24 protein-coding genes are annotated in these 24657 nt (G+C 61.7%); 10 read left to right on the plus strand and 14 right to left on the minus strand.

Annotated features, from left to right (window positions below; all coding sequences use genetic code 11):
• The first annotated feature begins 95 nt into the window (after positions 1 to 95).
• Genes C6Y56_RS17725 through C6Y56_RS17740 form a run of 4 tightly spaced genes read left to right on the plus strand, consistent with a single transcriptional unit; the run spans position 96 to position 5657 of the window.
• Positions 96 to 1259 (plus strand): isovaleryl-CoA dehydrogenase, encoded by a 1164-nt coding sequence (locus C6Y56_RS17725; protein ID WP_064597789.1) that lies wholly within the window; start codon positions 96 to 98, stop codon positions 1257 to 1259.
• A 12-nt stretch (positions 1260 to 1271) separates the two neighbouring features.
• Positions 1272 to 2879 (plus strand): carboxyl transferase domain-containing protein, encoded by a 1608-nt coding sequence (locus tag C6Y56_RS17730; protein WP_085612691.1) that lies wholly within the window; start codon positions 1272 to 1274, stop codon positions 2877 to 2879.
• 13 nt (positions 2880 to 2892) lie between these two features.
• Entirely contained in the window at positions 2893 to 3708 is an 816-nt protein-coding gene (locus C6Y56_RS17735) for a gamma-carboxygeranoyl-CoA hydratase (protein WP_169430980.1), read from the plus strand.
• The gene (locus C6Y56_RS17740; protein ID WP_169430981.1) at positions 3708 to 5657 is read left to right on the plus strand and encodes an acetyl/propionyl/methylcrotonyl-CoA carboxylase subunit alpha; all 1950 of its coding nucleotides are present in this window, start codon (positions 3708 to 3710) and stop codon (positions 5655 to 5657) included. The genes C6Y56_RS17735 and C6Y56_RS17740 overlap by 1 nt, the downstream gene beginning before the upstream one ends.
• Positions 5658 to 5696: 39 nt before the next feature.
• Here C6Y56_RS17740 and C6Y56_RS17745 read toward each other — a convergent pair whose 3' ends face one another.
• Positions 5697 to 6353 carry a LexA family protein gene (locus C6Y56_RS17745; RefSeq protein WP_085648459.1) on the minus strand — a complete coding sequence of 219 codons (657 nt, stop codon included), beginning with the start codon at positions 6351 to 6353 and terminating at the stop codon, positions 5697 to 5699.
• Between the two features lie 129 nt (positions 6354 to 6482).
• Here C6Y56_RS17745 and C6Y56_RS17750 point away from each other — a divergent pair, with 129 nt between their 5' ends.
• The gene (locus C6Y56_RS17750; RefSeq protein WP_169430982.1) at positions 6483 to 6821 is read left to right on the plus strand and encodes a DUF6124 family protein; all 339 of its coding nucleotides are present in this window, start codon (positions 6483 to 6485) and stop codon (positions 6819 to 6821) included.
• 151 nt (positions 6822 to 6972) lie between these two features.
• Here C6Y56_RS17750 and C6Y56_RS17755 read toward each other — a convergent pair whose 3' ends face one another.
• On the minus strand, positions 6973 to 7191 hold the full coding sequence (locus C6Y56_RS17755; RefSeq protein WP_169430983.1) for a hypothetical protein: 219 nt from the start codon (positions 7189 to 7191) through the stop codon (positions 6973 to 6975).
• Between the two features lie 97 nt (positions 7192 to 7288).
• Here C6Y56_RS17755 and C6Y56_RS17760 point away from each other — a divergent pair, with 97 nt between their 5' ends.
• A complete protein-coding gene (locus tag C6Y56_RS17760) occupies positions 7289 to 8440 on the plus strand; it encodes a M14 family metallopeptidase (protein WP_169430984.1) in 1152 nt (383 codons plus the stop codon).
• A 151-nt stretch (positions 8441 to 8591) separates the two neighbouring features.
• The gene (locus C6Y56_RS17765; protein ID WP_169430985.1) at positions 8592 to 9797 is read left to right on the plus strand and encodes an MFS transporter; all 1206 of its coding nucleotides are present in this window, start codon (positions 8592 to 8594) and stop codon (positions 9795 to 9797) included.
• A gap of 9 nt (positions 9798 to 9806) precedes the next feature.
• On the opposite strand, the gene C6Y56_RS17770 is transcribed toward C6Y56_RS17765, so the two are convergent.
• The 5 genes from C6Y56_RS17770 to C6Y56_RS17790 all read right to left on the minus strand — a co-directional run bounded on the left by C6Y56_RS17770 (position 9807) and on the right by C6Y56_RS17790 (position 15284).
• Positions 9807 to 10352 carry a cytochrome b gene (locus C6Y56_RS17770; RefSeq protein WP_169430986.1) on the minus strand — a complete coding sequence of 182 codons (546 nt, stop codon included), beginning with the start codon at positions 10350 to 10352 and terminating at the stop codon, positions 9807 to 9809.
• Complete coding sequence (locus tag C6Y56_RS17775; RefSeq protein WP_169430987.1) at positions 10349 to 11443, minus strand: catalase family peroxidase; 1095 nt, start codon at positions 11441 to 11443, stop codon at positions 10349 to 10351. The genes C6Y56_RS17770 and C6Y56_RS17775 overlap by 4 nt, the downstream gene beginning before the upstream one ends.
• Before the next feature lie 121 nt (positions 11444 to 11564).
• Positions 11565 to 12329, minus strand: a complete 765-nt coding sequence (locus C6Y56_RS17780; RefSeq protein WP_169430988.1) for an enoyl-CoA hydratase-related protein — start codon at positions 12327 to 12329, stop codon at positions 11565 to 11567.
• 46 nt (positions 12330 to 12375) lie between these two features.
• Positions 12376 to 13710 carry a hypothetical protein gene (locus C6Y56_RS17785; RefSeq protein ID WP_169430989.1) on the minus strand — a complete coding sequence of 445 codons (1335 nt, stop codon included), beginning with the start codon at positions 13708 to 13710 and terminating at the stop codon, positions 12376 to 12378.
• Entirely contained in the window at positions 13707 to 15284 is a 1578-nt protein-coding gene (locus C6Y56_RS17790; RefSeq protein WP_212633389.1) for an amino acid adenylation domain-containing protein, read from the minus strand. Before C6Y56_RS17790 ends, C6Y56_RS17785 begins: the two co-directional genes overlap by 4 nt.
• Before the next feature lie 254 nt (positions 15285 to 15538).
• Here C6Y56_RS17790 and C6Y56_RS17795 point away from each other — a divergent pair, with 254 nt between their 5' ends.
• Both C6Y56_RS17795 and C6Y56_RS17800 read left to right on the plus strand, forming a co-directional pair.
• Positions 15539 to 16045 carry an RNA polymerase sigma factor gene (locus tag C6Y56_RS17795; protein ID WP_169430991.1) on the plus strand — a complete coding sequence of 169 codons (507 nt, stop codon included), beginning with the start codon at positions 15539 to 15541 and terminating at the stop codon, positions 16043 to 16045.
• On the plus strand, positions 16042 to 16794 hold the full coding sequence (locus C6Y56_RS17800) for an anti-sigma factor family protein (protein ID WP_169430992.1): 753 nt from the start codon (positions 16042 to 16044) through the stop codon (positions 16792 to 16794). The genes C6Y56_RS17795 and C6Y56_RS17800 overlap by 4 nt, the downstream gene beginning before the upstream one ends.
• A 5-nt stretch (positions 16795 to 16799) precedes the next feature.
• Here the strand turns inward: C6Y56_RS17800 and C6Y56_RS17805 are convergent, their stop codons facing one another.
• The 7 genes from C6Y56_RS17805 to C6Y56_RS17835 form a co-directional block, all read right to left on the minus strand.
• A complete protein-coding gene (locus C6Y56_RS17805) occupies positions 16800 to 17771 on the minus strand; it encodes a Csu type fimbrial protein (RefSeq protein ID WP_169430993.1) in 972 nt (323 codons plus the stop codon).
• A complete protein-coding gene (locus C6Y56_RS17810) occupies positions 17768 to 20125 on the minus strand; it encodes a fimbria/pilus outer membrane usher protein (RefSeq protein WP_169430994.1) in 2358 nt (785 codons plus the stop codon). The genes C6Y56_RS17805 and C6Y56_RS17810 overlap by 4 nt, the downstream gene beginning before the upstream one ends.
• A gap of 108 nt (positions 20126 to 20233) precedes the next feature.
• Positions 20234 to 21016, minus strand: a complete 783-nt coding sequence (locus tag C6Y56_RS17815) for a fimbrial biogenesis chaperone (protein WP_169430995.1) — start codon at positions 21014 to 21016, stop codon at positions 20234 to 20236.
• 23 nt (positions 21017 to 21039) lie between these two features.
• The gene (locus C6Y56_RS17820; protein WP_169430996.1) at positions 21040 to 21540 is read right to left on the minus strand and encodes a Csu type fimbrial protein; all 501 of its coding nucleotides are present in this window, start codon (positions 21538 to 21540) and stop codon (positions 21040 to 21042) included.
• Between the two features lie 4 nt (positions 21541 to 21544).
• Positions 21545 to 22081, minus strand: coding sequence for a Csu type fimbrial protein (locus C6Y56_RS17825; protein WP_169430997.1), 537 nt, complete (start codon positions 22079 to 22081; stop codon positions 21545 to 21547).
• Positions 22082 to 22100: 19 nt separating this feature from the next.
• Positions 22101 to 22634, minus strand: coding sequence for a Csu type fimbrial protein (locus C6Y56_RS17830; RefSeq protein ID WP_169430998.1), 534 nt, complete (start codon positions 22632 to 22634; stop codon positions 22101 to 22103).
• An 82-nt stretch (positions 22635 to 22716) separates the two neighbouring features.
• Complete coding sequence (locus C6Y56_RS17835) at positions 22717 to 23238, minus strand: Csu type fimbrial protein (RefSeq protein WP_169430999.1); 522 nt, start codon at positions 23236 to 23238, stop codon at positions 22717 to 22719.
• A 286-nt stretch (positions 23239 to 23524) separates the two neighbouring features.
• Between C6Y56_RS17835 and zapE the strand changes: the two genes are divergently transcribed.
• The gene (zapE, locus tag C6Y56_RS17840; protein WP_169431000.1) at positions 23525 to 24655 is read left to right on the plus strand and encodes a cell division protein ZapE; all 1131 of its coding nucleotides are present in this window, start codon (positions 23525 to 23527) and stop codon (positions 24653 to 24655) included.
• Positions 24656 to 24657: the final 2 nt, after the last annotated feature.

The following is a 24657-nucleotide window of genomic DNA, read 5'->3' on the forward strand; positions in this document are numbered from 1 at the left end:
TGATTGACAGCCATTCGTCACAGGCTTACGTTAACGTAAAGGTGAGAGCCGAAACGCCGCCCTCCCCACCCTACAAAAAAGCCAAAAGGTGACCCATGAGCTACCCATCCCTGAACTTTGCCCTCGGTGAAACCATCGACATGCTGCGCGATCAGGTTCAGTCCTTTGTCGCCAAAGAGATCGCTCCGCGTGCCGCGCAGATCGACAGCGACAACCTGTTCCCGGCTGATCTGTGGCGCAAGTTCGGCGACATGGGCCTGCTCGGCATCACCGTACCGGAAGAGTACGGCGGCGCTGGTCTGGGTTACCTGGCGCACGTGGTGGCGATGGAAGAAATCAGCCGTGGCTCGGCTTCCGTGGCGTTGTCCTACGGCGCCCATTCCAACCTCTGCGTGAACCAGATCAACCGCAACGGCAACCACGAACAGAAAACCAAATACCTGCCGAAGCTGATCAGCGGCGAACACGTCGGCGCACTCGCGATGAGCGAGCCGAACGCCGGTTCCGACGTGGTTTCGATGAAACTGCGCGCCGATAAACGCGGCGACCGTTTCGTACTCAACGGCAGCAAAACCTGGATCACCAACGGCCCCGACGCCAACACCTACGTGATCTACGCCAAGACCGACCTGGAAAAAGGCCCTCACGGCATCACCGCGTTCATCGTCGAGCGCGACTGGAAAGGCTTCAGCCGCAGCAACAAGTTCGACAAGCTCGGCATGCGCGGCTCCAACACTTGCGAGCTGTTCTTCGATGACGTCGAAGTGCCGGAAGAAAACATCCTCGGCGTACTCAACGGCGGCGTGAAAGTGTTGATGAGCGGCCTCGATTACGAACGCGTCGTGCTGTCCGGTGGCCCGACCGGGATCATGCAGTCGTGCATGGACCTGATCGTGCCGTACATCCACGACCGCAAGCAGTTCGGCCAGAGCATCGGCGAATTCCAGCTGATCCAGGGCAAAGTCGCCGACATGTACACCCAGCTCAACGCCAGCCGCGCCTACCTCTACGCCGTGGCCCAGGCCTGCGAGCGCAACGAGACCACGCGCAAGGACGCCGCCGGCGTGATCCTTTACACCGCCGAACGCGCCACGCAAATGGCCCTGGACGCGATCCAGATTCTCGGCGGTAACGGTTACATCAACGAATTCCCCGCCGGCCGTCTGTTGCGTGACGCCAAGCTGTACGAAATCGGCGCCGGCACCAGTGAAATCCGTCGCATGCTCATCGGTCGCGAACTGTTCAACGAAACCCGCTAAACGGAGCTGCCCATGGCTATCCTGCATACCCAGCTCAACCCTCGTTCAGCGGAGTTCGCTGCCAACAGCGCGGCGATGCTCAAACAGGTCGACGCCCTGCACACCCTGCTCGCCCAAGTGGCTCAGGGCGGCGGCGCGAAAGCTCAGGAACGGCACACCTCGCGCGGCAAACTGCTGCCCCGTGAGCGGATCAACCGCTTGCTCGATCCGGGCTCGCCGTTTCTGGAAATCAGTCAATTGGCCGCCCACGCCGTTTATGGCGAAGACGTGCCGGCCGCAGGCGTGATTGCCGGGATCGGTCGCGTGGAAGGCGTCGAGTGCATGATCGTCGCCAACGACGCGACCGTGAAAGGTGGCTCGTACTACCCTCTGACCGTGAAGAAACACCTGCGCGCCCAGACTATCGCCCAGCAGAATCGCCTGCCGTGCATCTATCTGGTGGACTCGGGCGGCGCCAACCTGCCGCGTCAGGACGAAGTGTTCCCGGATCGCGAGCACTTTGGGCGGATCTTCTTCAACCAGGCCAACATGAGCGCCATGGGCATTCCGCAGATTGCCGTGGTCATGGGCTCCTGCACCGCCGGCGGCGCTTACGTGCCGGCGATGGCTGACGAAGCGATCATGGTGCGCAATCAGGCGACGATTTTCCTCGCCGGCCCACCCTTGGTGAAAGCCGCGACCGGTGAAGTGGTCAGCGCCGAAGACCTCGGCGGGGCCGATGTGCATTGCAAGATTTCCGGGGTCGCCGACCACTACGCCGAAAGCGACGAGCACGCCCTCGCCCTCGCCCGCCGCAGCGTCGCCAACCTCAACTGGCGCAAGCTCGGCGAAGTGCAGCAGCGCGCGCCGATTGCGCCGCTGTACGCCAGCGACGAGTTGTACGGCGTGGTTTCGGCGGACGCCAAGCAGCCGTTCGATGTGCGTGAAGTGATTGCGCGACTGGTCGACGGTTCGGTGTTCGATGAATTCAAAGCCTTGTTCGGCACCACGCTGGTCTGCGGTTTCGCCCACCTGCACGGCTACCCGATCGCGATCCTCGCCAACAACGGCATCCTGTTCGCCGAAGCCGCGCAAAAAGGCGCGCACTTCATCGAACTGGCCTGCCAGCGCGGCATTCCGCTGCTGTTCTTGCAGAACATCACAGGCTTCATGGTCGGCCAGAAATACGAGGCCGGCGGCATCGCCAAACACGGCGCCAAACTGGTGACCGCCGTGGCGTGCGCCAAGGTGCCGAAATTCACCGTGATCATCGGCGGCAGCTTCGGCGCCGGTAACTACGGCATGTGCGGGCGGGCCTACGATCCGCGTTTCCTGTGGATGTGGCCGAACGCGCGGATCGGCGTGATGGGCGCCGAACAGGCAGCCGGCGTGCTGGTTCAGGTCAAGCGCGAGCAGGCCGAACGCAGTGGCCAGGCATTCAGTGCCGAGCAGGAAAGCGAAATCAAGCAACCGATTCTCGACCAGTACGAAGAACAGGGTCACCCCTATTACTCCAGCGCACGGCTGTGGGACGACGGCGTCATCGACCCGGCACAAACCCGCGATGTACTGGCCCTGGCCTTGTCCGCGTCGTTGAACGCGCCTATCGAACCGAGCCGCTTCGGCGTGTTCCGGATGTGATCGGGAGAACCTCATGAGCGACTTCAACACCCTCGAATTGCAGAGCGATCCACGGGGTTTCGCGACCCTGTGGCTGAGCCGCGAAGAAAAGAACAACGCGTTCAACGCCGAGATGATCCGCGAACTGATCCTGGCGCTGGACAAGGTCGCCAGCGACGCCAGCCTGCGTTTCCTGCTGGTGCGCGGACGCGGCAAACACTTCAGCGCCGGCGCGGATCTGGCCTGGATGCAGCAATCGGCCGAGCTCGATTACCACACCAACCTCGACGACGCCCGGGAATTGGCGGAGCTGATGTACAACCTCGCCAAACTGAAAATCCCGACCGTGGCCGTGGTGCAAGGCGCGGCGTTCGGCGGCGCGCTGGGTCTGATCAGTTGCTGCGACATGGCGATTGGCGCCGATGACGCGCAGTTCTGCCTGTCGGAAGTGCGCATTGGTCTGGCGCCGGCGGTGATCAGCCCGTTCGTGGTGCAAGCCATCGGCGAACGGGCGGCGCGGCGTTATGCGCTGACGGCCGAGCGTTTCGGCGGGCAGCGGGCGCGGGAAATCGGTTTGTTGTCGGAAAGCTATCCCGCAAGCGAGCTTGAACAGAAAGTCGAGCAATGGATCGACAACCTGCTGCTCAACAGCCCCGCCGCCATGCGCGCCAGCAAGGATCTGCTGCGTGAAGTCGGCAACGGCGCGCTGACCCCGGCCCTGCGTCGCTACACCGAAAATGCCATCGCCCGCATCCGCGTCAGCCCGGAAGGTCAGGAAGGTCTGCGGGCCTTTCTGCAGAAACGCCCACCGAGTTGGCAAGCCGCAACCACCACCAAGGAGTCGCGTTGATGAGCGCACCTGTTCTCACCACCCTGCTGGTGGCCAACCGTGGCGAAATCGCTTGCCGGGTCATGCGTACCGCCAAGGCTTTGGGCCTGACCACCGTTGCCGTGCACAGCGCCACCGACCGTGAAGCGCGGCACAGCCGTGAAGCGGATATTCGTGTCGATCTGGGCGGCAGCAAAGCCGCCGACAGTTACCTGCAAATCGACAAACTGATCGCGGCGGCCAAAGCCAGCGGCGCTCAGGCGATTCACCCGGGTTATGGTTTTCTGTCGGAGAACGCCGGGTTTGCCCGCGCCATCGAAGCCGCCGGCCTGATCTTCCTCGGCCCACCCGCCTCGGCCATCGACGCGATGGGCAGCAAATCCGCCGCCAAGGCCCTGATGGAAACGGCTGGCGTACCGCTGGTGCCGGGCTATCACGGTGAAGCCCAGGATCTGGACACCTTCCGCGATGCTTGCGAGCGCATCGGCTATCCGGTACTGCTCAAGGCCACCGCCGGTGGTGGCGGTAAAGGCATGAAGGTCGTTGAAGACGTCAGCCAACTGGCTGAAGCGTTGGCCTCGGCCCAGCGTGAAGCGCAGTCGTCGTTCGGCGATTCGCGGATGCTTGTGGAGAAATACCTGCTCAAGCCGCGTCACGTGGAAATCCAGGTGTTCGCCGATCAGCATGGCAATTGCCTGTACCTGAACGAGCGTGACTGCTCGATCCAGCGCCGGCACCAGAAGGTCGTTGAAGAAGCACCGGCACCGGGCTTGAGTCCGGAACTGCGTCGGGCGATGGGTGAAGCGGCTGTGCGTTCGGCGCAGGCCATCGGTTACGTCGGCGCCGGCACAGTGGAGTTTCTGCTGGACGCGCGCGGCGAGTTCTTCTTCATGGAGATGAACACGCGGCTACAGGTCGAACACCCGGTCACCGAAGCCATTACCGGTCTCGATCTGGTGGCCTGGCAGATTCGAGTCGCCCGTGGCGAAGCGTTGCCGATCACTCAGGATCAGGTGCCGCTGAACGGGCATGCGATTGAGGTGCGGCTGTATGCGGAAGATCCGTCGAATGACTTCCTGCCGGCGACCGGGCGTCTGGATCTGTACCGTGAATCCGCCGCCGGGCCGGGGCGTCGTGTGGACAGCGGCGTTGAGGAAGGCGATGAGATTTCGCCGTTCTATGACCCGATGCTCGGCAAGCTGATTGCCTGGGGCGAGGATCGTGAGCAGGCGCGTTTACGGCTGCTGAGCATGCTCGACGAGCTTGCGATTGGCGGGCTGAAGACCAACATCAACTTCCTGCGGCGGATCATCGGGCATCCGGCGTTTGCGGCGGCGGAGCTGGATACCGGGTTCATTCCGCGTTATCAGGAACAGTTGCTGCCAGCGCCTGCTGCGCTGAGCGATGAATTCTGGGAGGCGGCGGCGCAGGCTTTTGCACAGAGCCTGCCGGGGATGGCTCGGGCGGATGATCCCGCTTCGCCTTGGGCGCTTCACAGTGGTTTGCGCGCTGGGTTGCCACGGGAAATCACTCTGCATTTGAGCTGCGAGGGGCAGGATCGGGCGTTGACGCTCGGTGCTGGCGGCAATGCAAAACTGATCGGCGAGCATCTGGTGCTCGAGCACGATGGGCTGCGTCGACAGCTGCGTGCGATTCGTCGTGGAGAGTTTCTGTATCTGCAATGGGACGGCGAGCTGCGACACGTTGAAACGTACGATCCGATCAGCGCTGTCGAAGCCAGTCACAGCCATCAGGGCGGTCTGACGGCGCCGATGAACGGCAGCATCGTGCGGGTGCTGGTGGAGGCCGGGCAATCGGTTGAGGCCGGCGCTCAATTGGTGGTGCTGGAAGCGATGAAGATGGAGCACAGCATCCGCGCGCCCCATGCCGGCGTGATCAAGGCGCTGTATTGCCAGGAAGGCGAAATGGTCAGCGAAGGCAGTGCACTGGTCGAACTGGAAGAAGCGTGAAAGGTGGATCGATCCTACGCCTGGCGAGGATCGATCTGACTAGTATTTGGCGGTTGCCTGAACCACGACACCGATGATTCGGCATTCTTCGGTCAACAAGGCTTTCGGCCAGGTCGGATTGAGCGGCACCAGGTAACGCTGACCGCCCTCTTCGATCAGCTTGCGGAAGATTGCCTCGTCGCTGTCCGGCCACTGGGCGATCACCAGTTTGCCGGGCTCGGCTTCCAGCGCCGGATCCACCAGGATCATCATCCCCTCGCCAATGCTCTGCCCGGTGGGCGCAGTCATCGCGTTGCCCGTTACCGTGAGCCAGAACGCCGGGCCACGGGCGTGGTAATCCGTCAGTTCGAAACGTCGCTTGTCTTTGGCACTCGAATACGCTGGCTGACTTTCACGGGCCTCGACCGGCGCATTCCACTCGCTGACCGGATAGCGAAAGTAAGGGTTGTACTTCTGTGCCAGAGGCATTTCGTCGTCCGCATCGATCTGCGGTTCACGAATTACCACCGCGACTTCGAGATACTCCATGCCCAGTGCTTTCAGCACGCGGTTCATCTGCGTGATGCCGGGCTCGCGGCGCTTGTTCAGCCAATGGCCGATGCCACCCTGAGACATGCCGACGCGCTCGCCGAGCTCGACTTGAGTGACGTTGAGTTCACTCATTTTGGCTTTGACCAACTCAATCCATTTATCCATGTGCGGCACCATACGTGGACGCCTTCGGCCGGCAAAACACATATTGTAGTATTTAAATTCTGGTCACAAATACTATAAGTACTATTCTTGGGTCACGGATTTGAATCGACCAAGGAGTGACCTTTCACCATGAATATCACCAGCAACGACTTGCCCGACCTGCAGATAGACACCACTTTCAAGTCACCGCAGGGCTGTGCCGCAGCGCAGCGGGCATTGGACTATTACTTGAAACCGGCTGTGTCAGCGCCGGACGTGGAAGAACGATTTTTCGGCGTAAACAGCAACCTGAGCGGCGAAGAATCCCTGGTCCACGCCTCCGATCTGCTGCGATGCGCGGCGGCCACGGCATTCAAGGCAGCGGATGGTCTGCAGGGTGTCAGTCGGGATCTGGCGTTTTCGGTAGTGCACATGGTGGACATGGCACGGGCGATGGTCGATCACTCGCTGGATGGCGGTGTTCGATGAAGACGGACAGGAAAGAATTTTCCAATCGCGCAGATAAAAACGTTTGACTTGCAAATGATAATGATTATTATTGCAAGCAGCTGGTCGCGAGATCAGTCGATGGGCCAGAGACCTTAGGTCGGTCTTCTGGACTATCTCCTCATCAGGCTAATCACGGTTTTTGACCCGGCTTTTTGCCGGGTCTTTTTTTTGCCAGTTTTCTGGCTTTTGGCTTCAGGCTAATGAAGTCTTTGGGTGCCGCAAATTCGATGGCGCGGATAATATCAAAAGAATATTGCTTGGCAAGCGAACCCCGGCCACATTGGGGCGAACTAATGCCAATTAGCACTTGAGAATCAATCGCACAGCCACTAAGCTGCCTGCGCGTCATGGAAGACGCCCCCCGCCGCAACCCGCAATTTCCCTCGGTTTCACCCCTGCCTTGCGTGTAAAGTAGCCGCCATAAAAATCATATTCAGGAACCGATTATGACCGTGGCCAAATCTTCGTTCGACATCAGCGCCAACTTCGACAGCGGCAACATCCAAGTCATCGACATCAGCAACCCGCTCAACCCGGTTCTGGCCATTCGGCCAGATACCCGCAGCGCCCATTTCCAGTGGTTCCACTTCAAGGCCAGCGGCCTGCATGTTCATCAGGAGCACTGGTTCCGCCTGGTCAACGCCAGCCAGTCCTCCTACAACAAAGCCTGGACCGGCTATCAGGCGGTCGCTTCCTACGACCACGTCAACTGGTTCCGCATTCCGACCCAATTCGAAGGCGACAGCCTGCGCTTCTGCCTCGAAGCCGAGCAGACTCACGCCTGGTTCGCCTACTTCGAGCCTTACAGCCGTGGCCGTCATGACTGGCTGATCGAGCAAGCGCTGACCAAGGCCGGCACCGAACTGCTGGCCACCGGCAAAAGCGTTGAAGGCCGCGACATCCAGCTCCTGCGCAAAGGCACCGGTGCCGAAGGCCGCCGCAAGATCTGGATCATCGCCCAGCAGCACCCCGGCGAACACATGGCCGAGTGGTTCATGGAAGGCGTGATCGAACGTCTGGAGCATCACAACGATCCAGTGCTGAACAAACTGCTGGAAAGTGCCGATCTGTATCTGGTGCCGAACATGAACCCGGACGGTGCCTTCCACGGTCACCTGCGTACCAACGCCATGGGCCAGGACCTGAATCGCGCCTGGCAGAACGCCAGTCAGGACGTCAGCCCGGAAGTGCTTTTCGTACAGCAGCAGATGGAAAAATATGGCGTCGATCTGTTCCTCGACGTACACGGCGACGAAGAAATTCCTCACGTGTTCACTGCCGGCTGCGAAGGCAATCCAGGCTACACCCCGCGGATCGAGAAACTCGAAGAGCACTTTCGCAGCCATCTGAAACACACCACCAAAGACTTCCAGACCAAGTACGGCTACACCCGCGATGAACCGGGTCAGGCCAACATGACCCTGGCCTGCAACAGCGTCGGCCAGAAGTTCGACTGCCTGTCGTTGACCCTGGAAATGCCGTTCAAGGATCACGACGATGCGCCGAACCCGCTTACCGGTTGGTCGGGCCAGCGGTCGAAGCAATTGGGCAAGGATGTGCTGACCACCATCGCCGACATGGTCGACACCCTGCGCTGATATCCCCTGTTTTTCGCCACATGAAAGATCGCAGCGCTGTCTGCGATCTTTTTTTTCGCGTTGCACTTTTTGCCTAATCAGGTTGCAAAACAAAACCAGATTACCTACCGTCAATCCAGTTTTAATTTAAAACCTGAAAAGGAATCAGAACATGAAAGCGCAAACACTCGGCAGCGGTGTCGTGCTGCTGTTCGCCATCGCCTGCGGGCTGGCCGTCGGTAATGTGTACTACGCGCAACCGTTGCTGGACGCCATGGCCGAAGCATTCAACCTGTCACCCGCGAGCATCGGCATCGTCATCACGCTGACCCAGGTCGGCTACGGCATCGGACTGGTATTGCTCGTGCCGCTCGGCGATCTGCTCAACCGCCGACGCTTGATCGTCACGCAAACCCTGCTGTCCGCCGCAGCATTGTTGATGATCGCACTGGCCACCAACAGCACCTGGCTGCTGGTAGGCATGACCCTGACCGGCCTGCTCGCCGTCGTCACTCAAGTGCTGGTGGCCTATGCCGCAACCCTGGCCATCCCGGCGCAACGCGGACACGTCGTCGGCGTGATCACCAGCGGCATAGTGGTCGGCATCTTGCTCGCACGCACCGTAGCCGGCGGGATGGCGGATCTGGCCGGCTGGCGGGCGATCTATCTGTTGTCGGCAGGAATGACGCTGATCATGGCGCTGTTGCTGTTTCGCGCGCTGCCCAAGGATGAGAGCCCCCAACCGGCAACCTCCTACGCAGCATTGATTGCTTCGGTGTTCAGCCTGTTTCGAGAGGAGCCCGTGCTGCGACAACGGGCGATTCTGGCGTTGTTGACCTTCGCCAGCGCCATGGTGCTATGGACACCCATGGTCCTGCCGCTGGCCGCCCCGCCGCTGTCGCTTTCCCACAGTGAAATCGGATTGTTCGGACTGGCCGGCGCGGCTGGCGCACTGGCGGCTGCGAGAGCCGGACGCTTGGCGGACAGTGGTCTCGGGCAATGGGTCAGCGGCCTGTCCTTGTTGCTGATGCTCGGTTCGTGGCTGCCGATCGCATTGACCCAATCCTCGTTGTGGGCGCTACTGATCGGCGTGATCACTCTGGATCTGGGCTTGCAAGCCGTGCATGTCACGAGCCAGAGCATGATCTACAGCGTTCGCCCACAGGCACAGAGCCGACTGACTGCCGGCTACATGCTGTTTTATTCGGTTGGCAGCGCCCTGGGATCCATGGCCTCGACGGCCATGTACGCCTGGGCAGGATGGTCGGGTGTCTGCTGGTTGGGTGCCGCAATCAATATCGTCGCGCTGCTTTACTGGTGGCGAACATTGGCACCGCAAAAACGTGGCGAGCAGTGCTCCCTCGCCACGTCGGAATAACCTCCGGGGTCAGTCGCGACTCCGTCCCCGCAGCATGCTGTCGAGTACCTCGTCGCGGCGCACCCAGCCATGAAACAACGCGGCAGCCAGATGCAGCAACACGGTCAGAAACAGCAGATAGGCCAGATAGCCATGCGCCTTGCGCAGCAAGGCGAACACCTGGGCATCCGCCGGCAGGATTGACGGTAATTGCAGGGATCGCCCCAACATCACCGGATCCCCCGCCGCACTGATCATCGCCCAGCCCAGCAGCGGCAACACCAGCATCAATGCGTAAAGCAACAGGTGCGACGCCTTGGCTGCCATCACCTGCCATCCCGGCAGGTCCTCCGGCAGCGGTGGCTGACGAGTCCCCAACCGGACAAGGATGCGCACGATCACCAGCAACAGAATTGCGATACCCAAAGGTTTGTGCAGGTTGATCAGCCATTCATGCCGCGCTGACACCGAGGTCACCATGCCGGCCCCGATGAACAACATGGCGATGATCATGAGTGCCATCAGCCAGTGCAGCAGCCGCGCCAGCGGATTGAAATGCGTCGGTGGCGTTCTCATGGGCGTGCCTCCTGTTTGCCAGTGGGCAATTGACTGACTTCACTGGTGCGGCGCAGATAGGAATCGGCGTAGCCGGCTGAGCGCGCAGCCAGCAACGGGTCGTCGGAGCCTTCTATCCCGGCGGGCAGAACCAGTGGGTCATAGTTGATGTCGCGGCATTCGCCGCTGAGTTGCGGCTGAGTCTTTTCCAGGACCAGGGTGCCGGCGTTCAGCATTTTGCGACCGGCAGGCCAGACTTTGCTCGCGTCATTCACCGGATCGTCGGCATTGGCCAGCGTGAGGTTCAACTGAAAACGCAGCGGCCCTTCGGCCAGCCGTCGCACCAGATCCTTCTCGAGAAAATCGCTGCCTTCTGGAGCCACAGCTCCCGCTGCATCCTGGGCCAACGGCGCCATGCTCCAGCGCACGGCCTGTTTCTTGCCGCTCGCGTCGACCAGATAGAACGCGTTGATACTGTTGTAAGTCTCGGTCACGTAGCTGGCCGAAGGTTTGGCCGTCTTCACCCAGGTCAGGAACGGTACGGCCTCCGGATGCGCGGCGAAAAATGCCGGCACTTTGGCGGGATCGGGTTTGCCGGTCGCCGGGTCCGGCAATTGCGCCTGCTGCAACTGATAGAACGCCTCGGGCGTGCCGACCGGAAACACCGGCATGCTGTTCATTCCGGTGCGCCATTGCTGCCCGTTGGCCTGGGTGAAGCGCAGCGCCAGACTGCGAATCGGTACCGCGCTGTCCGGCGCATAAGGATTGCCCGCCGGCAGCGCGAATCGACCGACTACCGGAGTGCGTGGCTCATTGAACACTTGCGCGACAGAGTAAGGACGCGCCTCACCACTGCTTTCGAAATGACCGCTGACGCAAACACCCTTGGCGTGATTGCGACGGAACCCCGGATGCACGCCGTTGTTCTTTTCCAGCACATCGACCAGCGCCTTGGGCGTCAGGCGTTGTGGGTCAAAGTTGCCATGAACGTAGGCAAACGCCCCGGCCACGGCTGCGACCACCACGGCGATTCCGCCGAGACGCAACACCAGGCTCGCGGCACTCAGTGGCGGGCGTTGGGGGCCGCCGGGCGGTGAGCTGCGATCAACCATGAAAAACTCCAGGGCCATCGGCCATAGGGAAAGGTGCTATGAGACGCACGCCTCGTAGGTTTATTCCCTTTGAACTGTAGTTTCTTTCACGCGGTGACGCGCAAGCCCACCTCCGGGCCGTTTACATCAGATCGAACCGTGGCTCGCGCTTTTCCAGAAATGCCTGCATGCCTTCCTTTTGGCCGGGCGTAGCAAACAAGCCGTGAAACGAACGCCGCTCGAACAGAAGGCCTTCGCGCATCCCTGATTCATCGGCCCGGTCCACCGCCTCTCGCGCAGCCCGTGTCGCGGTGCGAGGGAATCCGCCAATCCGCCGCGCAACCGCCAATCCCTCTTCAAGCAAATGCTCGGCGGCGATCACCCGCGATACCAGCCCCGACTGCTCGGCCTCACGAGCGGACATCGAGCGCCCCGTCAGAATCATGTCCATGGCTTTTGCACGACCGATCAAGCGAGTCAGTCGCTGCGTGCCACCCATGCCCGGCATCACCCCCAAAGTGATTTCAGGCAGACCGAATTGTGCGGACTCGGCCGCTACGATCACATCGCACATCATTGCCAGCTCACACCCTCCGCCATAGGCGAACCCCGCTACTGCCGCAACCTTCGGAGTACGCAGCGCGGCGAACGCGTCCCAACCGGCAAAGTAATCTTCCTGAATCATGTCCAGACAAGACTTTTCGTACATCTCCTTGATATCAGCGCCTGCCGCGAAGTAATCCTTCGTACCGGTGATCAGGAAACACCCGACACCCGGATCGCCATCAAGTGCTTGCAGGGTTTCCAGCAGCTCGCGCATCAATTGTGCGCTGAGCGCGTTACGGGCGTGGGGCCGGTTGAGGCGGATCAACACCACGCGACCCAGTCTTTCGATCAATATATTCATCGCAGTCTCTTTCTATGTAAGGGGAAGGAAAACGGTAATACGCCCGTCAGGAATCCCAGATCGCGCCATAGGCCGGAATGCCCCGTCCCTCCATTTCCTTGACCACGCGCTCCGTCAACGTCTGGTTGGAAATGCAAATCACCGCCTCCGCGCCGTGGCGTTGAACCGCCGAGTAGGCCAGCCTCACCAGGTCTGGCTTGCCCAGCAGATCGGTATCCCAGATATGCGCATCGGGTTGGGCTTGAAGAATTTCATCGACCAATGCGTCGCCGTAGGTCTTTCTCGGGCTGCGGGTCGACCAGATCAGATGAATGGGCACCTGCCGCGCCAAAAGATGCGGCAGCACCGGGCCGATCCCGCTGCCCGTGGCGACGTAAACCACCGACTTGAACAGGGTTTCAATGCGAGCGACCCCGGCGGTGGTGATGCCCTTGACCCAGACATGGGTTGGCGGTTGCTCGATCAGTTCGCCTGTCCAGTCACCCGCTCGGGAAATGATCAAGCGAAAACCCCGCTCGCCCGGTGCAGGAATGTTGGCAAAGGAATGCCATTCCCACAGCGGATTGCGACTGATCGCGGTGGAGGATCCGGCGAACGGCGTATGGTGATCGAAGCGGGCAATGACTGCATGTGACGATGGCTTGACCAACGTCACCGGCACCCTGCGAAGGCGCAGCCAGGGCAACGCAATGCTGAGCGTCAGCACCGGCAGCATCCAGAACGACGCAGACGTCAGCAACACCTGTGTCAGATCTGTCGCTGGATTGCGGTCCCGGGCAAACACCAGCGTCATGGCCCAGAACAGCAGCAAGGCAGCCCAACCGGCAAAACGGTGTGTACGTTCAAAACCGTTATGAAACCGCGAACGAATCCCTGGCATCGCCATGATCGCCATCAGCAACAACAACCCCAGCAACGTGCCGCTGATCGCCAACAGCGTCAGCGAAACCCCACCTACGCCTTCGATCCGTTGCCAGACCAGCGAGCCGAACAACGCGAAAAACCAGGCAATCGCCGCCATCGCGCCACCACTGTGCAAACCACCAAAGTGATAGACCTTGGCCAGTGACCGGCGAATCGCCAACGGCCAGGTCGCAGGCGCACGCGTGGCCAGCCAGAACAACACGTTGATCAGATATTGCTGACGAATCAGGATCGCCATCGACAGGTTGATCAACACCAGTTGCGACAACGCTTCCAGATCGTGTCCCGAAGCTGACCACCACTGTCCGGCGGTCAGTCCATGCCCGAGCGCAGCGAAATTGCAGATCAACACCAGCGCGACCAGCCGGTTGTAATGAGAAAACAGCGGCAGCGCCCCCAGACGTCGCCATAACGCACGCGGCTCGGGCAAAGTGACGCCTGTGTCCAACCCGCTCATTGCCCCGCCTCCTGTTCGGCGGCGGTACGTTGTGCGTGGTACGCCTGGGCTCGCTCAAGCAACAGGCGTTTGTCGACTTTGCCCCGCGAGGTCAGCGGAATTTCATCCACCGGCAGAATCATTGAGGGGATGCAGTAATAGGCCAGGCGCTCTTCACAACGGCGTCGTGCCGCATCGATGTCCGTGGAAACGGGGTAGACGAAAGCCACCAGATTGCGGTTATCGAATTTCAATGTGACGGCGCGCTCACATCCCGGTGACGATTCCAGCGCTGCTGACACCGAATCCAGCTCGACTCGAAAGCCCCTGACTTTCACCTGATCATCCACACGGCCCAGGTGCTCCAGTTCGCCCTCATCCGTCCAGCGCCCCAGATCCCGGGTACGAAACATCATCCGCCCCTGCCCCAGAAACGGATCGAGACGATAACGTTCGGCAGTCAGTGCAGGGTTACCCAGATAGCCAACCGTCACGCAATCACCACCGGCCCACATCTCGCCCTGTTCGCCCGGCCCACACAATTGCCCCGTTTCATCCAGCACATAAACCGTGTTGTTCGGCGTCGGCCTGCCGATCGTCAATCGGCCCGTCCCCTTGTAGTGCTGCAAGGTGTTGATGATGGTGGTTTCGGTGGGCCCACAGGCGTTGTAAAAAGTGCAAAAGGACGCCCAACGATCGGCCAACGGCTGCGGGCAGGGTTCGCCTGCAAGGGCTACCACCTTCACCTGACTGCAGCACGCGGGGTCCAGCGTGGCGAGAATCGACGGCGTTGCGATCAGCACATCACATTGCTCGGCCGTCGCGGCGATGTCCTTGCCGCGAATCATCAGCGTTGCGCCATGGGCCAGGCAGCCCAGAATTTCCCAGGCCGCCATGTCGAAAGCGATGTTGAGGATCTGGCCGACTTTCAAACCTGGCCGCATACCGAGATTGCCGGGAGCGGTGAGCAGAATATTGCAGACATTGCGTTGGGTAACCCTGACGCCATTGGGTTGCCCGGTCGTGCCGGAAGTGAACAACACAAAGCACAGCGCATCCGGTGACGACGCATCACTCCCCACGTTCAAGTCATCGGCAATCGAGCCTGGCGAATCGATGAACGCGTCCAGAAAGATGCAGTGCTGTTCCGCCGTCAGGGGAATGGCATGCGCCAGCGTTGAAAGCGTCAGCACCACCCGCGTCGAAGCGACTTCCATGATGTGGCGCAATTGAGTCGCAGGTGTAATGCCAACATGTTGTGGAATATAGGCAGCCCCTACCTTCAATGCGGCAAGCATGCCCACCAGCATCGGGATGGAACGCTCGACAAACAAGGCGACATGATCACCCGGCACTACACCATGAGCCTTCAGCGCTGTGGCCAGCCGGTTGGCCTGGCGATTCAGTTCACCATAGGTGAGGGTTTGCCCCTGAAAACACGCGGCCAGATTCTGCGGATGAGCTGCAGCCTGCTCTTCGATTGCGCGATGGATCAACGAGAATCCAGGCTCGACCACCGGACCGCAACCGAACTGACGCCATGCGTCTTGTTCGACGCACGAGGAGAACCGGGTATCCCTTGCGATTGCATGCATCTCTAACATCCCTATTGCTCAAATTATCGTTTCAGCCAGATCAGCCACCGACGGCAGACTGCTTCGGTGGTTGTTTGCGCTTGTCGGACGGGTTGAGCCGGGAAATTTGAATCCATTACATGGACTGCAAGATGCGGTGAGCTTTCCTACGTAGCAGGTTATGAAATCTTTCAGCCCACAGGATGGAATAAGCTGTGTCGAGAGGCGTCTCTCCTTATGACTACCGCGCTTCTGAGCCAGAGCATGCCCCTGCCATGAACACACTCGACGAACAACTTCGCGAAGTGATCCCCCGATTGCGACGCTTTGCCGTGTCGTTGACGCGCAACGCCAGCAGCGCCGACGATCTGGTCCAGGCCAGCCTGGAGCGTGCCCTGTCCAGTTGGGGCGACAAGCGCGCCGAGGGCGATCTGCGCGCCTGGCTGTTTTCGATCCTGTACCGCCAGTTCCTCGATGCGCACCGGCGCTCCCGGCGCTACGCCCGGATGCTCGAATTCTTTACCGGCCGCGATGACACCGAACCCTCGGTGGAGCGCACCGTCATTGCCCAGTCGACCCTGCAAGCCTTCGATCGCCTGCCCACCGAACAGCGCGCCCTGCTGCTGATGGTCTCGGTGGAAGGCCTGACCTATAAGGAGGTCGCCGAGATCCTCGACGTCCCCACCGGCACCGTGATGTCGCGCCTGTCCCGCGCCCGCCAGGCTTTGCGCCAGCTCAGTGACGGCGAAATCAGCAGCCCTTCCTTGCGGATACTCAAATGATCAGCCTGCCCCCCAGCGAGCGTGATTTGCACGCGTACATCGACCACCAGCTCAGCGACGCCGACCGGCGTGTACTGGAAAACTGGCTGGCCAGCCACCCCGACGAGGCCGCGTTGATCCGCGCCTGGCAACAGGACGCCCAGCACCTTCGCGCCGCCCTCGGTGGCGCCTTGCAACAACCGGCCAATCCGGACCTGGACCCCGTGTTGATCCGCCAGCGGCTCAAGCATCGATCACGTCGACACTGGGCCAGCGCGGCGGTGTTGCTGATCGCGGTCAGCCTCGGCGGTGTCAGTGGCTGGCAGGCCCGGGAAATGACCTTGGTGCGTTCGGTAGCGCCCATGAGCGATGCCCTGCAGGCGTACCGCTTGATCGCTCAGCAAGGGATTCTGCCGGCGGACTACAAGGTCGGCGGCGCCGGCGACATGCAGGGCTGGCTCGACCGCTACTTCATGCAGGCCAATCGACTGCCGGACCTGACCGCAGCGGGTTTCCGACCGGTCAGCGGGCGCTTGCTGAGCACTGACGAAGGTCCGGCGGCGATGGTGATGTATGAGGATCGAGACGGGCACAAGGTCAGTTTCTACGTGCGCCCGCCGGGGCCGAAAAACACCTTCCTGCCACGGGGTAGCCGTCGCGACGGTGATCTGCAGGCCGAGTACTGGTCCGGCGAAGGTTACAACTATGCAATGGTCAGCCCGACCGACACTCCGGCGGCGCCATTGCTCCAGCACACCGAGCGCTTCTAGCCGGTTCAGAAGCCGACATCCAGCACCACGTTGTCCAGATAGGTACCGGCGGGCGGCGTGGTCTGGTCGGTGTAGATCTTCGCGTTGTAGTTGAAGATCTGGCTGCCGGTGCCCAGGCCATTGCCGGGATTGACCTCGGCATCGGTGCTCGCCCGACGTGCAGCGCCGACACTGCCCCAGCGGGTAGTGCCGGCGCTTTTGAAAATGTCGTAGGCCAGGTAATTGCTGCCCGAGATCATTTGCCGTCGACCGCCGACACTGAGCGCGTTCTGTCCGTCGCTCAAACCCACGGTATAGGCGCTGCCCTTGGTGCAGGCCAGGTTGATGGTCTGCCCGGTCACCGGGGTAAACGCGCTGATCACCGGAGCGCTGCCGAAGGCGATGTTGGGCGCGGTGATGGTGCAATCGTTGGCCACGGTCAGGTTGACCGTCAGCGTCGTAGTACCGCTATTGATATCGCGCCCCAGGCAGAGTCCGCCGACCCCGATGCCCGAACAGTAATTCCAGTTCCAGAAAATGCTCAGGGTTTCGGTATAAACCCCGGCCGCCACGTTGCTGCCAATCGTGGTGCCGAGATACAACGGCACGGTTTTCGGCACGGTACCGTTGAGCAATCCCAGCGCGTCGATGATGCCATTTCGGGCGAAATCGTAGGCCGTGCCGCGAGTCAGCGGGTAACTGGTGCTGTTGTTGGCATAGATCGTATAGCTGATGACATCGCCGCTCGGCCCGAGCAGACCGCTCTGGGTCGAGGTGACCGTAGCCCAGAAATGGTCGTTGCTGGTCAGCAGCGACAACAGCGATCCGGTACAGCTCAGACCGCCGTTCAGCGTGGAACTGGGTTGCGATGTGGTGCGCACCGCAATCGAACTGATGGTTCCGAACGCGGCCGGTGTGGTGGTGACCACCGAGCACAACGCCTGTACTGCACCGGGCAGCATCAGCACCAGCCACAGGCACAGCCGCATCGCCTTCATTGACATACCAACGGCCCGATCAGCGGCACCTGATCCTGCTGCAGATCGACGTTGAATTGCGCCTGACAGGTCTTGCCATCGGCCAGCGTCACCCTCAGCGAATTTTGCACCTGAAGGTTTTCCAGATAGACCAGACCGTCCCAGCCCACCACCGTGCGCGTGCCGCTCTCTTCATGCAACACGCCGCTGCCCAGCGGCAATTGCTGCTGTTGCGCGTCCACCAGCACGATGCTCGCGGCAATCACCCGGCTCAGCGCAAACTCCAACAGATAGCCACTGCCACGGCGCACGGCAATGCGCTGTTCGACATTCGGGCTGCGTACGTTGGCCGGCAGGTTCAACGGATCGATTTCGTATTTGCCACGGTAGTAGGCGCTGCTCCACGGCACCAGCAAGTGGCCGTTGCGGTCGGTCTGGCCGATCTGCTGGTTCTCGTAACGCACCGGGACATCCGCGTAACCGTCGGTACTGACCACCACAAACGCATCGTCGATGCGGTTGGCGGCAAACACTTGATGGTCCATCCACACCAGCGAACCGCTGGCATCGGCCCAACGCGTTTCGGCGTCCGAGGTGCCGTAGACACCAGCCTGCAATTGCACCGACTGCAAGCGCCAGGTGACGTCAGCCTGACGGTAATCGGCGCCGTCACCCTTGGCATAACCCAGGTTGAAACCCACCCCGCCCTCGGAAGGCACGGCACGGCTGTAGTTGACCCGCTGTTGGCTTTGCCCGTTCTTGTTGCGCTCGCTGCTGATGGCCAGACTGCCGTGCAGGTCGAACGGGATCACCAGTTGCGCCTGCACCGCCCAGTTGGCGTCGCCTATTTCGCGGTTGGCGGAGAGGTAGAAACTGCTGTTGCGCCACAACGGCTTGTTCCAGCTCAGGTTGAGCAGCCGCGTGCGGCTATCGTCCGCCGCCCGGATATCGAAGTAACCGACACCCAGACTGCCCCAGCGCTCAAGGTTGAGGCTCAGGGTCGCCTGTTCGCTGCGCTTGCTGAGGCTGGTGTAAGGACTGTCGACGACCGTGAGGTCGGCGTACTGGTCGCGGCGCTGTAACCGTTGCCAGGAAAAGCTGAAACGCTGGGCGCTGTACTGGTAACCGAGACTGTATTGCTGACCGCCATCTCCGTCGAAACGGCTTTGACTGATCGCACTGTTGAGCACCCCGAAATTGCCCAGACGCAGGTTGCCACCGAGGCCGCCGAGGGTCAGCGACTCGGCGGCTTCGGCGTGACTTTCCAGCGTGAAGCTGTCGCTGATGCCATAACGCAGGCTGCCCGACGTCATACCCGACCCGTAGCTGAAATCCTTCAGCCCGTAATCCCGGCGCAGCGTACCGGCCGCCACCGAGAAGTCGCTCAGGCCCTTTTGCAACAGACTGCTGGTGACATAAAACGGTACGGTGGTGGACACCTGCCGGCCCAGCGCATCGGTGGTCACCACCACAGCCTCGCCCGCGCCGTTGATGAACGGGATGTTGGTCAGTGTGTACGGACCCGGTTGCAAATCGGTGCTGCTGGACTTGTAGCCGTTGATGAACAAATCCACCGAGGACGGTACCGCCGCTTCACCGGCGAATTGCGGCAGCGGATAGGTCACAAGATCCGGGCGCACGGCGAAATCCCGCGAAAACTGCACGCCCCCCAGACGCACCGAACTGCTCCAGGGCAAGGCGCCGCTGACCACATCCCCTGCCTCGTACGTCAGCATCCGCTCGTCGTCGGAGTACCGCCAGGTGGTGTCGTAGCGCAAATAGCCGTTGTTCAGCGTACTGGCCGAATCCCCGGACAAGGTCTGCCGGTACTGACCGGTGCTGGACAGCGTGCCCCAACTGTCGAATACCCGTATCTCGTTCCACGCCGCCAGATAAGTGCCGGCATCATCGGTGTCGTTGAGGTACAGGTCATAGTTGAACAACGCGCCGAAACTGCTCAGCGCCGGGGTGCGTGGATAGACCTGACGGTTACCGATGAACTGCTCCGGCAGCCAGTCCGGTGGCACATCGAGCAACAGCCGCTGGCCCACGCTGTCGTAGTCGCTGTGCAGCCCCGGCAGGCCGTCGAGATCGACTTCGGCACCGGCACTTTCGGGCAGCGTCATGCCGGTGTCATGCAACACACTGGCCGGCAGGAACAACCGCCCGCCGCGCTGATCCACCGCCACCACGCGACCGGTATTCATCTGGTTGACCACCAGTTCCAGAAACAACTGTGCATCGCTGACGGCCTCCATGCCGCTGGGAGGCGGCGGCAGATCGCCGGCCCCGGATGGATGAATGAACATCAGGCAACACGCGCCGGTGACAAGCCACAACGGACGCTGAATACGGCGAGCCCATCCCGGACTCATTAGCGTGCTTCGTCCGTCAATGGACTGGTTCCTCCTGAAACCGCTGTTGCCCGCCAACCTGTCGCTTGCCCGGCGGCCGCGCACTACCAGACCCGCAGGTTGAAGTCCCTACTTCGCCGGGGCGATGCCTTGCACCTGCGTCGCGCCATTGATCCGGCCCACCAGCTCCCCCGTCACAGATCCCGGCGCCGGCCAGCGCATGACCGCGCCAGGCAGCACATAACCCAGCAGCCCCTGCGCCAAAGGTTGGCTCTGCCCGCCCTGTTTGAGCGCGACATCCGTCAGTCGCGCATGCACCGCGCCCTGGTTGCGCACTTCCACATAGGGTTTGCCGTCGACCGAGACCGTGCGCCAGCTCAATTGCGGCAGGCCGATCCCCTTGGGATCGCGCTGCCGGGTGCTGTCTTCCTTGCTCCAGAGCCCTGCTCCGTAGGCGAACAGCGGCACCGAATAACGCATCTGGAAACGGATCGCCGCAGCGGTTTTCCCCGCATCGGCGACGGGAGGCTGAGCCGAAGGAATTTCGTCGATGATGATCCGGTAGGCCAGTTCCTGACCGGGCGGCACGTCTTTGGTCCGGGTCAGGCGCACCAGTTGTTTCTGCCCCGGTTCAATCTTCGCCACCGGCGGACTGCCAATCACGTCACGCTGGTTCTGGTACTGCTCTTGATAACCGTTCTGGCTCCAGCCAAACACACGGATCTGCAGGTTGGCGGTCTCGCTGCCACGGTTCTCCAGCCATAACGCACTGGCCTGCTGATCGGCCTCAAGCACCGGATCGATGGGCCAGATCAGCACCGAACTGGCCGCCTGAGCCTTGATCGCCCCGAGTGAAGCCAACATCAACATTGCGCAACCCGCCCGCAACAGCCGCGACGAGACAACCCCCATAACCCCGCTCCTTGTGCCATTCATCACCACGACAGTTGCACCTGCAACACGTCGCTGTACGTCCCCCCGGGCACCGTGCCCGGCAACTGCACCTGACCGTAGATCGGCAGGCTGATGTTGTTGGCGTCGCTGTAGGCCACCGCCACGGTCTGACCGACTCCCAGGCTCTGGCTGTAGGCCGCATCGCGAAACAGCGCATAAGCCACCCGCGCGCTGCCGCTGTTGAGCTGCATGTGTCGACCGCTGCTGTTGTACTGGCCGCCATCGACCGTCATGTTCAATGTCACGCCCGGCGTGCATTGCAACTGCACGCCGCCGGTCAACGCCACTTGCACCGTGCCGGTGGCCAGGGCCGAACTCGAACCGAAATTCAGTCCGCCATAGTTCGACACCCCTCCCACCACCAGGCAGCCAGGTGTGATTGTCGCGCTGACCTGAAAGCTCTGGCTGGTCACTGCTGCCAGCGGTAACGGCGCCGCCCCCGCGCACAGCACCAGCAGTGCCGCACAGCCATGCCGGCCCATGGCACTAGAACGTCAGTTCAACGGCAATGGTGTCGGTGTAGGTGCCCGCCGGCAGGCCGGCCTTGCCCACCGCCTGACCATAGATATTCACGGTTTGCGCCACCCCTGTGCTGGCGGCAAGGCTGATCACCCCGTCGATGGCCAGCAGCTGCGAGTGCCCGGCATCGGTGTACAAGTCATAGGGCACATAGTTGGCAACCCCGTCGTACAACGCGCGACTGCCACCGGGCGACTGGCCGTCATGGGCACCGGCCCGCACCTTGACCGTCGGCGTGGTGCCGGCAGAACAGAGAATCGACAAGGCCCCGCCACCGCCACCCAGCACCTGCCCGGTCGCGGTGGTGAACAGACTGTCGGCCGTGCCGAAATTCAGGGCGCCGAAGTTCAGTCCGGTGGATCCGCCAGAGCCGTTGACCTGGCAACTGCTGATCAGGATCAGGCTGGAGGTGATCTGGCCGGTGACCGTGGTGGCGGCGTTGACGCTGGAAGCCAGCGTCAGACCGAGCAGCGACAGACCTATCCTTGATGCAATCGTACCCATGGTGTCCTTCCTCTACGATTTACCAGTCGAGCGTCACCGTCAGGGTGTCGGTATAGACACCGGCCGGTACCGCGCGGGTGTTCGCCACCACCGTGCCAAATACCGGAATCGGAATCTGTGCGCCGCTGGTGACCGCGAAATTGTGTTGCTGGCCGATGCTGTAGCTCTGGCTGCCCGAGGCATCGAGAAACAGTTGATAGGGGATGGTCTGACGACCGTTGCTCAGGCGGCGGGTATTGCCGTCGCCATGGGTGCCGCCGTCGATACTCACGGTGAAACCGGTCACCGACGGATTGCAGGCGACGTTGAGCCTGCCGCTGCTGTCATTGGCCAGACTGGCCTTGATGGGAGTATTCCAGGTGGGGCCCTGCTGGCCGAAGTCGAGCTTGCCGAAATCCCCCACCGGGCTGGCGGACGTGGAGGTGTTGGTCACTTCGCAGCCTGCGATCAGGGTCAGGCGGGCGTGGATCTGTCCGTTGACCGACGCCTGCGCACCTTCGGTGAGCAACAGCAATGCGCCTGCGGTGATGACCAGCCAGTGCTTGCCCGTCATTGCATCCCTACTCCTTCCGGTCCCTGAAGATCGTCCACCGCGCTCGTCATTGAACGCACCATTGCCGCATCACTCCGGTTGATCACCAGGTGACGGTCACCTTGACCAGATCCGAGTACCGACTGACCCGTGGCACCTCGGCCATCCGCTCGATCCGCCCGTACAGCGGCAACGTCACCGAACCGCTGTCCGGTACACGTCCGCTGACCGGTACATCCACCACCAGCGGCACCTGCCGCGCGGCATCCTGATACAGACGGTAGGGAATCGCCTTGCCCCCCGCCTCGCCCGCCATGTAACGCACCTCGCCGGTCCCGCCGTGCAGTCCGCCATCGACACGCAGCTGGTACGGCGTGTCCGGGTTGCACTCCAGGCGTGGCAGGCGCGAAGGGGTCAACGCCGCCCCGAGCGGTCCGGCCGGATCATCGAGCCGCGCCGTACTGCCGAAATCGAGCACACCCAATTGCCCGATACCCGCGTCACGCTGCTGACCGATCAACTGACAGCCACGCTGCACGTCGACCCGCACTTCAACCTGCAGATCGGCGCCATGCGCCGGTGCCGCGAGCCCGCCCAGCAGTGCCCAGACCACTCCTGCATTCACCGTCCGATCCTTGATGGCGACAGCATCTCTGCCGTTACAGTGTTTCAGGTTAGCAACGGACGCCGAATGCGCCAGTCGATTGGATCCATTGATCGTGCGGGATATGTTTCGAAAAGTTGTCGATCTACCACCCCCATCACGCTGCAAAAACCTGTACGCGCCGCAGATTGCTGTCCAGCAAGACCGTCGGCCGACAAAGCGCAGTGGATGGAAAACTATCCGTCTGGTTACACTACGCTGCCGCGCTCGGGGGGAGCCGGCCCGACCCTGACGGAGTGACTCCACCGTGCCCGCCCGACCGCCCGAACGTTCGCGCCTGTCCCAGCGTCTTTCAGGGTTACGCCGTTTGTTCGGCCACCGAAACCTTGCCAGTGCCGGCCATTGCGCCAGCGCCCAGGCGATCCGCGACTACTTCAGGCAAAAGGCCCATGACCAGGGCTACACCCTCAGCCACAGCCAGCTGCGCGTGATCGACTACATGGCGCAACAGGCCGCCATGTTGTTCGGGCCTGCGGCGCAAACCCCGCCCGGTCTGTACCTGCACGGTGCCGTCGGACGCGGCAAGAGCTGGCTGCTCGACGGTTTCTTCCAGGCCCTGCCGACGTCGCAGAAACAACGTCTGCATTTCCATCAGTTCTTCGCCGACCTGCACCAGGCCATGTTCCGGCATCGCGAGCAGGAAGACGCCCTCGCTGCCTCGCTCGACGAACTGCTGCTGGACTGCCGGGTGCTGTGTTTCGACGAGTTCCACGTGCATGACATCGGCGACGCGATGCTCATCACCCGGTTGTACAAGGCCCTGTTCCAGCGCGCAATCCTGCTGCTTGTGACCTCCAATTACCCGCCCGAAGGCCTGCTGCCCAACCCGCTGTATCACGCACGGTTCAAACCGGTGATCGACCTGATCCATGCCCGCATGCAGGTCATGGAAGTCGGCGGCCCCCACGACTACCGCAGCCAGGCGCGCAATCACGCCCATCAAATGTTCACTCAGGGTCATTACGTGTGGCCAGCCACGCCGGCGCAACGCTTGACCCTTGATTTGCCGCCACGGCACGCCGCGCCGCAGCCGCTGGCGGTGGGCAACCGGGTTTTACAGGCCCGTCTGTGTGAGGGCCGCCGCGTCGCCTTTACCTTCAATGACCTGTGTGAACAGCCCACGGCCGTGATGGATTATCTGGAACTGTGCCGCCGCTTCGACCACTGGATCATCGATGAGCTGCCGGAACTGGAGGAGTGCTCGATAGCCGTCCAGCAGCGCTTCATCAACCTGATTGACGTGCTCTACGATCAGGACAAACGCCTGACGCTGCTCGGGCACCTGCCCCTGCGCGAAAGCCTGGCCGGCAACGCCATCGATCTGGCGCGTACCCGCAGCCGGCTGGGGCAATTGCCGGAAGTGCGCGAGCCGGCCTGATT

Source organism: Pseudomonas fluorescens (assembly GCF_012974785.1).
Classification (GTDB): domain Bacteria; phylum Pseudomonadota; class Gammaproteobacteria; order Pseudomonadales; family Pseudomonadaceae; genus Aquipseudomonas; species Aquipseudomonas fluorescens_BT.